The sequence below is a fragment of the Brakhagea baltica genome (assembly GCF_052161605.1).
Taxonomy (GTDB): Bacteria; Planctomycetota; Planctomycetia; order Pirellulales; family Pirellulaceae; genus JBKCUI01.
The window spans coordinates 1,737,432-1,751,500 of the sequence record NZ_CP197409.1 but is presented as its reverse complement, the minus strand read 5'-3'; the positions used below and the strand labels follow the sequence as shown (position 1 = coordinate 1,751,500).

Annotated in this window: 8 protein-coding genes; 1 reads left to right on the top strand and 7 read right to left on the bottom strand. The window is 51.2% G+C overall.

Translation table 11 applies throughout. From position 1 onward, the window contains the following. The first annotated feature begins 35 nt into the window (after nt 1-35). Complete coding sequence (locus SH449x_RS06770; protein ID WP_482380566.1) at nt 36-3,962, top strand: FtsK/SpoIIIE domain-containing protein; 3,927 nt, start codon at nt 36-38, stop codon at nt 3,960-3,962. Nucleotides 3,963-4,217: 255 nt separating this feature from the next. Here SH449x_RS06770 and SH449x_RS06765 read toward each other — a convergent pair whose 3' ends face one another. The 7 genes from SH449x_RS06765 to SH449x_RS06735 form a co-directional block, all read right to left on the bottom strand. Further along, nucleotides 4,218-4,670 (bottom strand): hypothetical protein, encoded by a 453-nt coding sequence (locus SH449x_RS06765; protein ID WP_482380565.1) that lies wholly within the window; start codon nt 4,668-4,670, stop codon nt 4,218-4,220. A gap of 69 nt (nt 4,671-4,739) precedes the next feature. Beyond that, nucleotides 4,740-6,164: a DUF1501 domain-containing protein gene (locus SH449x_RS06760; protein WP_482380564.1), complete on the bottom strand. Its 1,425-nt coding sequence runs from the start codon at nt 6,162-6,164 to the stop codon at nt 4,740-4,742. Between the two features lie 2 nt (nt 6,165-6,166). Continuing rightward, complete coding sequence (locus SH449x_RS06755; RefSeq protein WP_482380563.1) at nt 6,167-9,019, bottom strand: PSD1 and planctomycete cytochrome C domain-containing protein; 2,853 nt, start codon at nt 9,017-9,019, stop codon at nt 6,167-6,169. A 70-nt stretch (nt 9,020-9,089) separates the two neighbouring features. After that, nucleotides 9,090-10,523 (bottom strand): DUF1501 domain-containing protein, encoded by a 1,434-nt coding sequence (locus SH449x_RS06750; protein ID WP_482380562.1) that lies wholly within the window; start codon nt 10,521-10,523, stop codon nt 9,090-9,092. A gap of 340 nt (nt 10,524-10,863) precedes the next feature. After that, on the bottom strand, nt 10,864-11,529 hold the full coding sequence (locus tag SH449x_RS06745) for a hypothetical protein (protein ID WP_482380561.1): 666 nt from the start codon (nt 11,527-11,529) through the stop codon (nt 10,864-10,866). Continuing rightward, nucleotides 11,526-12,446, bottom strand: coding sequence for a hypothetical protein (locus SH449x_RS06740; RefSeq protein WP_482380560.1), 921 nt, complete (start codon nt 12,444-12,446; stop codon nt 11,526-11,528). The genes SH449x_RS06745 and SH449x_RS06740 overlap by 4 nt, the downstream gene beginning before the upstream one ends. After that, nucleotides 12,443-14,056 (bottom strand): hypothetical protein, encoded by a 1,614-nt coding sequence (locus tag SH449x_RS06735; RefSeq protein WP_482380559.1) that lies wholly within the window; start codon nt 14,054-14,056, stop codon nt 12,443-12,445. The genes SH449x_RS06740 and SH449x_RS06735 overlap by 4 nt, the downstream gene beginning before the upstream one ends. Nucleotides 14,057-14,069 lie beyond the last annotated feature (13 nt).

Genomic DNA, 14,069 nt, shown 5'->3' with positions numbered 1-14,069 from the left:
CCACAACATTCTTCTCAAACCCGACTGCCAGCTCTATGACTCAATCAAAGCTTCTGCAAGTCCGATCCGATGGACGGTTCTTAAAGTATCAGATTCGTTCGCTGAAAGGTTTGAGACAGAGGATTGAGAAGCTAAAGCAAGCTTGGGATTCCGGCAGCGAAAGCGTTCAGCAGCAAATTGATGCGGAACATACCTGGTTTGAGTCGGAAACTCAGCAGCTTGCAACGAAGCGAAGAGCGATCGAGCACAACAATATGGAATCCTGGGATGTCGAGCTGGATCAGCATATGGGATTTGTGGAACGTGAACTTCTTACGAGCGTTCAGTATGAAAAATCGGAGTTAAAGCGATTAAAGATCAAATTGAACAACGACAAGGAGGCTAACAGGAAGCAGCGAGACGATACCCTCGATCGTCTAAAGCGTGAGCTTGAAACCAACCAAGAAGCAGCCCGCAAGACACGTGACAGCGTAAGAGCCAAGCTTGTTAATGAAAAGCGTGGCATCGACGAGATGTTGCAGGATGCACGTGAATGGGTTCTCGTCAAAGTAGGACGCGACCTCATGGGGGAACCGAATACGAACGAAGCGGATATCCCCTCAGCTGATGTCCGCGATCTGCAAGAGCTCGCCCGATGCTATGAAGATGCAAAAAAGAAATTGGGAGAGACCATCGCATTAACGAAGAGTCACCCCAAGGTAAAATGGTACTCCTCGATTTGGTTTTACTCTCTGGGTGTTCTGGGCGCGATTGTTGCCGGTCTGATCGCATGGTTGTTGCTCCAGAAAGTATTGCTTCCCATCGGAATTGGCTTGGTCAGTTCGATCGTACTCACCGCCATTTTGCACTTCGCCACTCGCCCCTTAGTCGCGCGAGTCATTCAGCAAAATACAGATTGTATTATCCAGGATGCTGCTGTCTGTTTCCGCTATATCAACCAAGGCCATGCGATGGCGGAGGCGTTTTACCAAAGAGAGCTGGCCCGACTTGTACAGAAACATCAAGCAGACGAAGAAATCGCTCGCAATGCTTACCTGACGAAACGTGAAGCAATGACAAGCAAGTTCGAAGCAGCATGCCAAGCCTTAGCAAAAAGCTGCGCAGAACGTCGCTTCGAATTATCTAGCACGCGAAGTGAGAAATTTTCCTCTATCGATCAGCGTTGGGAATCGAAATGGTCTCAAATCCAAAAGGAACTTTCCAGAACATCTGATCAACTGAAACTCGAACGAGACAAAAAGATCGATAAGCTGAAGGGGGACTTTTCGAGTTCGCAGGAATTCCGTATCGCAAGATGGAACCACGGCTGCCGTGTATTGAGAGATAGACTAGCTACCTATGAAAAGCTTCTCAAGGAACGTCAACCCGACTGGAATAGTTCGTACTTCGATACTTCCGCTTGGCGCCGCGACACTGCAAATGTCGTCTGGCGACTTGGGCACATGGATCCAACAACCCCACTGTTACAGGAAGCATTGGAAAGAGATCCAACGTTGTTTCAAGACATGGTGCCTTGGCCAGTCGCACTGGATCTTTTATCCCATGGCTCACTGGTTCTCGATAGTGAATCGGGGACGGAGGCAACCTCGGATGCTGTCATGCAGAATGTCTGTTTACGCGCGATCACGTCGGTGCCAGCGGGTAGTTTGCAGATGACGATCATCGATCCACAAGGCTTGGGAAAAAAGTTTTCCTGGCTCATGTCGGTCGCTGACGTGAACTCGAGCCTGGTGGGGGATCGAGTTTGGACTCAATCTTTGCACATCGCAGATCAGCTTGCCAGGGCAGCGCGGCATGTCGAAGATGTGATTCAACAGAGCTTGAGGAATAATTTCTCGAATCTTTATGAATTCAATCAACAGGCTGGTCCCATGGCGATTCCGTACAGACTCATAGTCTGGGATCAGTTCCCCTTTGGCCTCGACGATCATTCGTGGCAATCTCTCATGTCGATTCTCGCATCCGGAGCAAGGTGCGGCGTTGGGGTGCTACTGCGTACGAGCGACACTGCGATGTGGCCAACCTTTGCTGACAAAACCTCGCTTCTCAGTTACGGCATGCATCTCAGGATTAGCAAGAGACCTCAGGACTCAGACTCAACGGGCCGAATCACCGTTGCTGTTCCTGATTTCTCGGATTCGGAATTAATTCCAGATCTGGCACCCACCGAGGCGAGAGTCAAAGAGATCATGACTAAACACCTGGATGCCGTAGCGGAAATCGGCAAGATGATCGTTCCTTTTGACTCGATCGAACTGCCGCAAGCCGAGAGACAAATTGCCTCGAGCGCCGAGCATTTGTCAATTCCGATAGGGGTTTCTGCCGCAGGGCGAACTCAGTTTCTAAAGCTTGGTATTGGAACCTCGCAACATGTTCTGATTGCTGGGAAAACGGGCTCTGGCAAATCGTCCTTGTTGCACACCATGATTACCAGCGCTGCCATGAAGTATGCTCCCGATCAACTAAGGTTGGTTTTGCTCGACTTTAAGAAAGGGGTGGAGTTCCAGGTCTACTCGGAAAGTGAATTGGCACATACCGACATTATTGGTATCGAAAGTCGACGAGAGTTTGGTGTCAGCACCCTAGAGTATCTTGATCGGGTTATGCATGCTCGAGGCGAAGCGTTTCGCGAGTACGGCGTGCAGGACTTGCCTAGCCTCGCCGCAAAACATCCGGAGGTCGTCATGCCTCGAATCCTGATCGTCATCGACGAGTTTCAAGAAATGTTCGTTGAGGATGACAAAATTGCGCAGCAGGCGTCAATGCTCATGGATCGTATTGTCCGTCAAGGAAGATCTTTTGGCATGCATTTAGTATTAGCCTCTCAAACTTTGGGCGGAGCCTACTCGCTTCCCAGGACAACGCTGGCTCAGATGGCGGTTCGGATTGCTCTCCAGTGCGATAGCTCCGATGCCATGTTGATACTGAGCGAAGACAATACCGCTGCTGAGAGGCTTCGCTACTCAGGTCAAGCCATCTATAACGAGTCGGGTGGCAGGGTCGAGAGCAATCAAGGTTTTCAGGTCTCCTATCTGTCCAAGGATGATCAGTTGGCCCTGCTTCACGCCCTGCCTGCTCAGCCCGTCCCTCATTCACCAACCACGAACGTACTTGGTCGACGTGTTGTGTTCGAAGGGCATAAGCCCGCAATATGGGACCAGCGAAGCATCGATTTGGCGCTCGAGTCCACCACTACCGATACGCTCGGATACACGATGCTGCTGGGAGACAGCGTAGCGATCGACCCACCAATATTCAAGCAAGTGCACCGAAGCCCAGGTCGCAATTGTTTTGTTGTAGGAACAGAAGAGTCAACTGCCGCCAGCATTCTGGCTGGATGTGTGACGGGATTCGTCAGAATAGTTGACAACGAGCCTGGGAGCCAAGGAACCAATAGCAAGAGAATTAGGATTTTGAACGGCATAAGGCCGGAAGACAAATCCTTTTCCAAGTTGATGAACAAGCTTTCTGAACGGGATGACGCATTGGTTTCCTCGCCTCGTGATCTCGATGAATTTATGGAGAGTTTACAAGCGGAGTTAGATAAACGCTTGAGCGAACCTCAGACGCAACATCCGACGATGTTGGTAGCGATTGCAAATCTGTCCCGTTTTAGGGAACTCCGAAAGGGGGACGAGTATTCCTTTGGAGAGGACTCGGGCAGTTCCAAACCTGATGCGATACTCTCTAATTTGCTTAAGGATGGTTCAGGGGTGGGTATGTTTGTTTGGTTATGGTCCGATACCGCTGGCACACTGACCCGTTGGCTATCCAGGCAATCGATTCGCGATGGCGAAATCCGCATCCTCATGCAGATGAGTGCCAACGATTCCAATCAACTAATCGATTCGAATATTGCCAACAAGCTAGAACCACACGTAGCGATCATCCAGGATGACATGGATGGCAAACCGATCAAATTCCGGCCATTCGATTTAGATTCTGTGCTTCTGAGGCTTTAAGACGATTCGCCGATCGCCCCCGTCTTCACCCTCCCCAAACGCCGTTTGGGGAGGGTCAGCCCGCGAAAGCGTGGCTGGGGAGGGGTGCGATGCATCGGTCGGATTAAGATCGACGGCGTCCTGCCCTCCCCGCCAACCTCGCTTAAGGCTCGATTGCCGACCCTCCCGGTCGCTTCGCTGGGAGGGTGAGGCCCCGTTCGCGGTGGCGATCAGCGATAAGTGTCTGTTTTTTCTTATGCTGCTCGCTTAAACCGCCTATGTGTTCAAAACTTCACATAGCAAACTCGAGCCCGCCAAAATTGCCATCAACAAGGCTCGCGCGGTCCAACAGATCGTCCGGATCCAGTTGGTCGAAACGAGTCGCTTGTGTAGCGTCTCGTCGAAACCGAGCTCGAGTTTTTGGTGAATGGGAACTTGGATCAAGAAAGTCGATCCCCAGATTACAATCAATAACGCTATATTGACCAAAACGAATATCAGCTGTGTCTCGATTAACAACCACGTTAGTCCCGCTGCAGAAGCAGATTCCAGTAACATCGCAGGTGCAACGATGAAGGTGATCGCGCGAGAGTGTTTGCGTTCGTACGGAACAAAGTCATCGCGACCGATATCGGCAAATAGTGGGTAGTGCACGATCTGCACCATCCAGATCAATCCGGTCATGAACCATGTGGTCGCAAAATGCGTCAGAAAAGCGAGGGTTAGCATGAGCTTGACTGGAAAGAGAAGAACTTGAGTATCGGAGCTGCATGCAATAGTTATAGGTCTACGGCAACTTTATGCAATAATTGCCGTAGCAACTTGTCCTGCGACATCTGTTAAGCGGAAATCGCGACCGGCGTAGCGGTACGTCAGCCGCTCATGATCGAGGCCCAGCAAATGCAACATGGTTGCGTGCAGATCGTTTACGTGCATTTTGTTTTCCATCGCATAATAGCCGTAGTCGTCCGTTGCGCCGTAGGCCATTCCACTGCGAACTCCGCCTCCCGCCATCCACATCGTGAACCCGTGAGGATTATGATCCCGCCCATTGGTTCCTTGGGCTGTCGGGGTTCGTCCAAACTCTCCCCCCCAAAGCACCAACGTGTCCTCTAGTAAACCGCGATCTTTTAAGTCTTGAAGCAAACCTGCAATAGGCTTATCCACTTCAGCCGCATTCTTGGTATGTCCTTGGTACAAGTCAGAATGCTGGTCCCATTGCACTTCACTATCCGAGTGGGTTACCTGAACGAATCGAACTCCCCGCTCAAGAAGCCTCCTTGCCATCAAGCATTGCCTACCAAAATTCGCAGTCACCGGATCATCTACCCCGTACATGCGATGGGTTGCTTCCGTTTCTGATGCTAGGTCCTGCGCTTCGGGCATCGACGACTGCATCCGAAACGCCAATTCATAAGATTCCAGTCGCCCCGCCAAGGCGGCCGTTTCCGTAGAACTAATTCCTGCACCGATCTGCATCTGGTTTAATTCCGTTATCAAGTCGACCTGTTTTCTTTGCTCATGTGATGTGTAGACTTCATTGGTGATATCACGAACTTGAGCCGTGCTGGATGGTTGGCTAGCATTGCCGATCGGTGTTCCTTGACAATGGGCAGGCAGAAACGCTGCCCCCCAGTTATTGACACCACCGTGAGCCAATGTCGGACAAATGGTGACAAAGGCAGGTAGATTTTCGTTCTCGGTTCCCAAACCGTAGATGGCCCATGCACCCATGCTAGGTCTAACGAATTGATCACTGCCTGTATGCAATTTGAGCGCAGCGCCACCGTGAGCAGGATTGGTTCCATGTACAGATCTCAATACGCAAAGATCGTCAACATGCTTGGCAACATTCGGAAATAACTCGCTTACCGGTAAACCGCTTTGACCATGCTGCCGAAACTTCCATGGTGACTTTAGTAAATTTCCCTGCGCGGCGAAGACAACCCTCGGCAGCGCAAAAGGGAGGGGTTTACCATGATCGCGGTCCAACAGTGGCTTGGGATCAAACGTATCGACATGTGACGGTCCTCCTTTCATAAACAAAAACAGGACCCGCTTGGCTTTCGCTTCGAAATGGGGTGACTTGGGGGGCTGTGGCGAATTCTCCTGCCGCACAACTCCCTTCGACTCGCGGGCCAGCATAGATGAGAACGCAAGGTGACCGAATCCGATCGCGCTGGTTTTTAACAATTGCCTACGTACAAGATGCGATCGATCCATTATTACCTCACATAAAGAAAGTCATTCGTCGCCATCAACGCTTGGATCAAGCCAGCCCAGATACGCTTCTCATCCCGATCAGATGTGGATTCATCCACAGTCGACAAGTATTGCAGACAAGACAACGATTCCGATTCACTCGGGGCTCTACCTAGCAAGGCCTGGAAAACCACATCCAGCCGGATGGTGTTTTCGCTGTACTGCTTCGTAACTTGCTCCGCGAACATCTCAGCGGAATCCAATACGAGCGGATTGTTCATCAACAAGAGGGACTGGGGAGCAACTGTCGTTTGATTGCGAGTACCGGTCGGCATCGTTGGGTCTGGATAGTCGAATTGCTCGAGCAATGTATACAAATTGTTGCGAATAATCGGTAAGTAGGTTGCACGCCGCAAACTATCGTATCGGGTATGATCGATTGACGTATGGTCGAAAACAAACTGCCTATTCCGTAACGGTACCGATTTACCATCCAGCTTCAGATCAAGCCGACCGCAAGTCACCAAAACAGAATCTCTTAATTGTTCAGCATCTAGCCGCTGTATAGGAAATTTCCATAACAAGCGATTCTCCGGATCGACTAAATCATACAGCGAAGCATGTTCGTGCACCGATGCCATCTGGTAGGTGCTAGACAGTAGAATCCACCGGTTTAGCTCCTTGATAGACCAACCGCTCTCAACAAATCTCCTCGCGAGCCAATCCAACAGTTCAGGATGTGAAGGTGTTTCTCCTTGAACACCAAAATTCTCGGTACTACCCACCAATCCACGACCGAAATGCCAAGCCCAAACTCGATTAACGATCACTCGTGCCGTTAGAGGATGAGACGTGTCCGCCAACCAATTAGCCAGCTCCCACCTTCCACTCGCATGACGGGAAAATATCGGCGGGATCTCGGACCATTGCATCACTTTGGGAAAGCCTCTCTCAACAGGTCGCCCCAAATTTAAGTGACTGCCTCGAATATGTATTGGTAGCGTCCGTACTGCCACCGATTCGTTGACTCCCATGGCCGAATAGCGATCTTCTGCATGGCTCTCCAGCTTGCGAGCTTCCTCCATAAGGTCGTAATACTTTTCGAGCGATTCGGGATCGAGTGCGTACTCGGGTTGTGGCGGAATAGCAAGAAAACCTGCTGCATCGAGTCGGGCCAAGCGGGCTTGTTCGAGTCGTGGATCGCTTAAACCTTGCGATGGCGGGCTGGCTGCCTGAGCCTCTTGCCAAGCTTTATCCACCTCGGCGAACAATGTTTCGTAGTGAGTCTGAATGGCATCGCTGTCCCCGGCTAATTCGTGCCATTTGCTAAAGAACTCGGAATCTTTTTGGTTCTCCAGATGAATTCGGCAGTAATGCAAAATCCGTGGGTGCAAATCGAGCGGTTGCGATACCTGTTCGACTTGAACCAAACTCGCGCCGAAAGGCAGCTGAGCCGCCGCGGCTAAATAGTCGGCGGCTTTGCTGCGTGCCGCTGTCCGAATCCTATCGTAGGCTTGTGCTTTGTAGCTTGCTGCCGCTTGTTTGGCAGCCGCGATTGCAGCCTCGACTCCCGTGAGCCTTTCCCTGTCAGATTCAGGCTGAAATTCATGTTCATACCAATACTTAATCGCACCGTATCGTTCGTCTGCAAACGATCTTGTCCCTTTTAAAATTGCGGCTAGAGCATAGTAATCGTGCTGTGTTATCGGATCGAATTTGTGGTCGTGGCAACGTGCACATCCGAACGACATTCCTAAAAACGCTTTGCCGAGCGTATCGAGTTGCTCATCGATCGTATCCATGAACAATTTCTCGACATCGGGTTCGGCTAACACGCGAGCTCCCAGAGCCAAGAACCCAGTCGCAGTCTTGGTCTCTTCGTTGGCGTAAGGAACAAGATCTCCTGCGATCTGTTCGATCAGAAACTGGCGAAAAGATTTATCTTCGTTAAAGGCCTTGACGACATAGTCACGATACCTCCAAGCATTTCCGAAGGCGATATTCTCATCCAAACCGTTTGAGTCCGCATAGCGAGCCACATCCAACCAATGCTTACCCCAGCGCACCCCATATTGCGGAGATGCTAACAACCGCTCCACCAGATCCGCGTAGGCTGTCGGCGATGTATCGTCCTCAAAAGCAGCGACATCATCTCTAGTTGGCGGTAAACCTGTCAGATTCAGTGTGAGACGTCGAATCAAACTCCTTCTATCGGCCGGACCGGCTGGTGTCAGATTTTGTTGGCCCAACCTGTCTAGGATAAAGTTATCAACAGGTGTCTGCACCCAACTCAGGTCTGTGACGTCTGGCGGAGAAGGGTTGTCCAGGGGCTTGAACGACCAGAACTGCTTGCCCTCATCGAGACTCAGTCCCTTAATGCTTTTGGTCGTATTGCCCTCACTTCCCAAAGGATTCCTCGGATCAGGTGCTCCGCGTTCGATCCACTCTTTAATCCACCCAATTTGTTGCTCGGACAATCGGCCGTCAGGTGGCATTTTCAGATGCTCCTCCCGGTACTCAACCGCTCGCAGTAACAGACTAACGGATGGCTGCGATACCAAGTCCAAGGCTGGGCCTGAATCGCCTCCGTTTAAAAGTGAATCTCGCGATTCGACTGAAAGCCCTCCATTGAGGTCGGAGCCGGAATGACATTCGTAGCAACGTTCGAACAACAGGGGACGAATCTTCGATTCAAAAAACTCGAGATCGGTTGCGGAGAACGATTCGGTTACAACTGTGGGTGTTTCCCCTTGATAGGCGTACACCTCTCTATGCGAGAGTGAAAAGCTGCACACCACAAAGATACAAAACAATCCAGGCCGAACAAAGCGACTTATCACTGCGACCTTCGCATTATTTAATTGCTGATCAACCATAAGCCGTCTCGTAAATCTACTGCCTAGCAGCCCTCGAAAAACACTCTCATAAACCAAATCAAATCCAACTTTATGTTAATAAATCGGTAATCACCTTGCCGGTCGCAACGTGATGTGGTCGCCCCTCTCGATCGTGAACCATCGAGTCAGTCGGGATGCCGAGAGCGTGGATAATCGTAGTCCCTAAATCTTGGGGGCTCACGGGGTCACGATCTGGGTAAGACCCCTTACTATCACTCGAACCGTAAACCATGCCACCGCGAATCCCGCCTCCTGCTAGCAGTCCGCTGTAACAAAAGGGCCAATGCTCGCGTCCAGAGTTTTCAGGTGTGATCGTTGGGCGTCGCCCGAACTCTCCCACCCAAACGACTAGTGTTTCGTCGAGCATGCCTCGTTCCTCGAGGTCCTCTAGTAGTGCGGCTAAGGCTCGATCCGACGGAGGAATCAAGTCATTCTTTAGCCGATTGAAATTATCGCCATGCGTGTCCCAGAAATTCCTGCCATCGTTATGCCAATTAACCGATACCATGGGAACGCCATGCTCGATCAATCTTCTAGCGAGCAAGACTCCTTGGCCGTGAATGTTTCGTCCGTACCGCTCTCGCATTTCCACCGATTCGCGGCTCAAGTCGAATGCATCTCGTACGTTTGGTGATGTCAACATATCGTACGCTTTGATTTGATGACTCTTTAGATCAGCAATGGGAACGGCAGCTTCGGCATCGGCTCGGAACCGATCAAAGGAGCGGAGCAAATGATAGCGAGACTCTAGTCGATCAAGCGACATTTCCGAAGGAAGGGAAAATGTGGCGGGTTTCCAATCAGCAGCATTCGGATCACCGCCCACAAGAAAACTGTCGTACGCTGCTCCTAGATAGCCACCATGTTGACCGGGAGCCTCTCCCCCCGGTGCAGCAGGGTGATATGCTTTCCAAGGCAAAGTTACGAATGAAGGCAAGCCGTTGCTGGTCGGCCGAAGCTTGGCCAAAAGCGAACCGATGTGAGGCGAATCTTTGTCGCTGGGAGGAGTTGCATCGCTCTTAAGAACGGGAGCCAGCTTTCCGGTAACGGTCAAGTGACCGCTCGATAGGTGAGCCGGGTCGTCGTGGGTCAACGAACGAATCAATGCAATCTTATCAGTGTTCCGAGCGAGGTTTACAAAATGCTCGCAAATTTCCATGCCTGGTACGCGAGTCGCGATCGGCTTAAAGGGGCCACGCACCTCGCTGGGCGCATTCGGTTTCAGGTCGAACGTATCGAGCTGGCTTGGCCCACCCCACATGAATAGAAAGATACAAGCCTTGGCGGGTTTTTGGCGCGATGAAGAACCGATTCCCTGTGTCCCGTCGTTGGCCAAAAGTTGCGACATGTCGGAAAGATTTAGCCCCAAGGCTCCCAAAGCTCCCGCTTGCAGAAAGCTTCGCCGGGATGACGCGGCCGTACGTCGAAAATCGATGTATGCTTTTTGCTCCTCTACAGAGGTAGCTCGACGAATAACGCTCATGGGATGGCTCAAAAGGAGGGAGAGGTAGGGTGGGAATGGCGTTGGGAGGCGGACTGGCACACCAGCCTAACTTCTCTATTATAACACTTTGTGTGCCGCAGGGCGCTAGAGATAAATTAGACAAGTTGCAATGGCCTGCGCAGCGGTCGCCAGGACGAGCCTGTCGGTGATTTGCAGAGGATGTTTTGCTGAGTCTCGCTGTACAGATCCGGGTTAGAGAGCTTAACGCAGGGCGTTGCCCGTGCGGTTAAACTATTTGAGAACACTCAGCGCAGCCCGTTGGGCATGCGGTTAAACTACTTGAGAACGCTCAGCGCAGACTGTTGGGCATGCGGATAAACTACTTGAGGATGAGCTCGTCTTTAATCTGATCAATTCCTGGCTCGAATGCTAACATCTGCTTGATGAGCTCCGCTGTTCTTTGGTCGGTAACCGTACCACGAACAATAGCTAAATCACCTACTCGTACCACACTGACCGTTTCGCCTGCAACCCTCGCGATTCGAGCTTGCGCTTCGGTAAAAACAATCTCCTTCCGTTGACTCATCGTGGACTCGACACCTTGGTCGCGAGCAACGGAAAGCTCAAAATCGAGTCTCGGATAATACATACCCGTCGCTGGCTGCGGTGGAAGAGGCCGGTTTCCGGACCGCTGTATTGGCACCCGCAAACCCTCTACCGCAGACTGAACCCGTCCTACGCCGATGGCTTGCGTTGAGCCCACAAAGCCTTGCAAATCCGATCGATTGGAACCAACAAAATCGTTGCGAGCACGGTTGCCCCGAACAAACCGACCGTTGACAGAAGGTGTGTTGGTATTTCCCAAATTCAGATTTCCACCCTGCAACCGAGGCTGATTGGAACCAGCTGCCGTGCCAATCGACTGATTACCGATCAATTGCCCGTACGCTTGACCTGTATAACAAACCATACACATGCCAACCAAAGCCGACACTTTGCGCATCGTTCGTGGGCCACTTAGGAATGAGGTCATATTCTGTTTCATTCTGTTACCATCTCCTTGGGGGCGGTTACTTTGCCAACGGATTCACCCAACTTAATCCAATGCAAATCTTGATTCACGTTGATCTGAACCCGATCGGTCTCCAACGCTACGACTTTTATCTCGTGTAAAGCGACTGGTACATAGCTGCCGGTTTGAATCTTGGCCACCGTTCCCTTGCTGTCTACAGTAAACCAAGCCTCTGTCTCCCCTTTTCGGTTCACCGTAATCGCCTTGAGCGATACATCGTACAATGCTTTAGCAAACCCGCGAGCAAACAAATTGCGTCGCACAAAGGTGTTGTCACTATCCCGCTCCGCAACGATCGTAGGCAGCACGCGCCAATCGCTTAGCGCTTTATCGTTTGTGGCTCCCTCCAAACTTAGAACTTGTATCGATAGACTCACATCGAGCCTGCCTTCGCTACCGATTGGATTCAATGTAAGGGATGTAAGCTTGTGCAGCATGCCGGCATTTCGAAATTCGTCGAGGAATGCAGATAGTTTGGAAAGACTCGCTTGGCCCCGAAGGGAAAAGTCGATTCGGTGTCCGATCCGATCACGCTTGCCACGTTTGGTCCTCGAACGAAGCTCGATGGCTGTTGGCTGCGAAGCATCCACCGACGAAGATGTGATTTCAAACCGCTCGATTTGCTTCAACAACCATTTCTGATAAACAGACCGAGCGGCCTGCGGATCACCTGGCAAGGCCCTCGCTAAGTAGTCATCATACCGCTTGCTGGCCCTCTGAGCCTGTGACTGCTGATCCTTCGTTTTCTGTATCTCGCTAGTTAGGTCATCCAGTCGAGCTGTCAATTGCTTTTCCGGCTCTTCAATCCAAGACCGATACGTAGCATCTGCTCCATACAGTCCAAATACGATCGAACCACCGACTATCAACCATTTGGTACGAGAATTCATAACGTCACCTCGCTGTCGGCTTTAGCCATAGGCGTTTCAGCAGCAGGTGTTTCAGCAGCAGGCAACGACTTTTGCGACGACTCTTTAGCCTCATCACTCGGCGAAGTAGCGGGAGGACCGTACGATTTCCATGAGGGAGCATCAACGGCGAACGAGATTCGTGTTTCAAAATTCCAAGGGTAATCGGTTGTATCGGGGCTTTGACTAATCTGGCGACTCGAGACCGAATACTTGGCGCTCTTGAGTCGGTCCTCTAGAACGGAAATGTATTCCTGCGCGTTGACCTGTACGGACAAATCGATCGCAGAGCCCGCAGCACCTAACGATCCGGTCAATCGTCGAACCGTTGCGTTCTGTCCATCGGGTAACCTTTGTGATATCTCGTTTAACTCTGCTAACCAATCGACTTGATTGGCTAACCAATCTTCTACCGATTTTACGCGATCAGCCTTTTCTAGATACTTGTTGGTTAGCTTGGAGACATCCGCGAACTCCGACTCTAGCTGTTCGACCTCTAATTGGAGGTCTTGGATGTTTCCGAGGAACACGTACGAAATGGCGGCTACCCCCGCTGTCGCTGCCACAGCTAAGCCTCCCCGCTTGATCCACGGATTCGCCGGCTTCGGAGGACGCTTAGGCGCGAGCAAATCAATCGGCAGCGTTTTGTGGAAATAATCCCAAGCGGCACCTATGTTGGCAGCGAACTCGCAGCCAAGCTCCTCGATCGATGGTGCCACAACACCGTTGCTTGGCCAGCTCGCGGTAGGATCGATATGCACGACGGTCCGGGCTTCCGATCCGCTCAATGCTTCAGCGACATGTGCCGTGAATGGGTTTGTTCCCAAAAACACCAATTGAATCGACTTGGATGCAAGCTCATGAGGCAACAATGTCAAACATCGTTCGACCTCCACGGATACTTGTTCGGCGACCCTTTCGGCATCCTCTGTGCTGTTCCGAATCGATCGCAACAAAACGGGTGTTCCACCATGACAGATCGAGAGCTCGGTTTCACCTGGATAGAATTGAATCGCAACGGTAAGAGTGTCTAGCGAGTCTCCTCGTCGATGAACGAGACTCAAAGGACCTAAATGCCTAGCACCTACGCCTACGAGCTTTAAACCCGATTCTTTGGTTTGCTCCTGGAGCGACTCCAAAAACTTAGTCTGAGCGGCGAACACCATAACATCGTTTGTTTCCGCACCCGTCGATGTGTCTTGGTGCGCCATCGATAAGACAAAGTCAGCGATGGGTAAGTCGGCCGAATCACCATACTGCTGCTCCAACTCACTTAACACCATGGATGCAGTCTCTTTGACGTCACCCTTGGGAAGAGTCAAGGTCGACAGATCCAATTGCGGACGCGAAATCAATGCGACTACCTGATTGACGTTACTTTTGGACTCTTGCAAAAACTCTGCTAGAGCCATCATCGGCTTATCGGGATTCGACAGTGGCAGAACACCGGTGCTGCTATTGGTAATTGGTTGAGATAATGTACCGACGAAATAGTACAAGCGATCCTTATCCCAATGCACGACCGCAACAGAACCGGAGCCGGATCTGCGTCCTTTGAAATTTGATAGATTTGGTAAACTCGGAATCTTCATTACGCTCGAAAGT

Coding starts and splice junctions, on each gene's coding strand:
- SH449x_RS06770 (WP_482380566.1), top strand. CDS start 36: ATGACTCAATCAAAGCTTCTGCAAGTCCGATCCGATGGACGGTTCTTA.
- SH449x_RS06765 (WP_482380565.1), bottom strand. CDS start 4,670: ATGCTAACCCTCGCTTTTCTGACGCATTTTGCGACCACATGGTTCATG.
- SH449x_RS06760 (WP_482380564.1), bottom strand. CDS start 6,164: ATGGATCGATCGCATCTTGTACGTAGGCAATTGTTAAAAACCAGCGCG.
- SH449x_RS06755 (WP_482380563.1), bottom strand. CDS start 9,019: ATGGTTGATCAGCAATTAAATAATGCGAAGGTCGCAGTGATAAGTCGC.
- SH449x_RS06750 (WP_482380562.1), bottom strand. CDS start 10,523: ATGAGCGTTATTCGTCGAGCTACCTCTGTAGAGGAGCAAAAAGCATAC.
- SH449x_RS06745 (WP_482380561.1), bottom strand. CDS start 11,529: ATGAAACAGAATATGACCTCATTCCTAAGTGGCCCACGAACGATGCGC.
- SH449x_RS06740 (WP_482380560.1), bottom strand. CDS start 12,446: ATGAATTCTCGTACCAAATGGTTGATAGTCGGTGGTTCGATCGTATTT.
- SH449x_RS06735 (WP_482380559.1), bottom strand. CDS start 14,056: ATGAAGATTCCGAGTTTACCAAATCTATCAAATTTCAAAGGACGCAGA.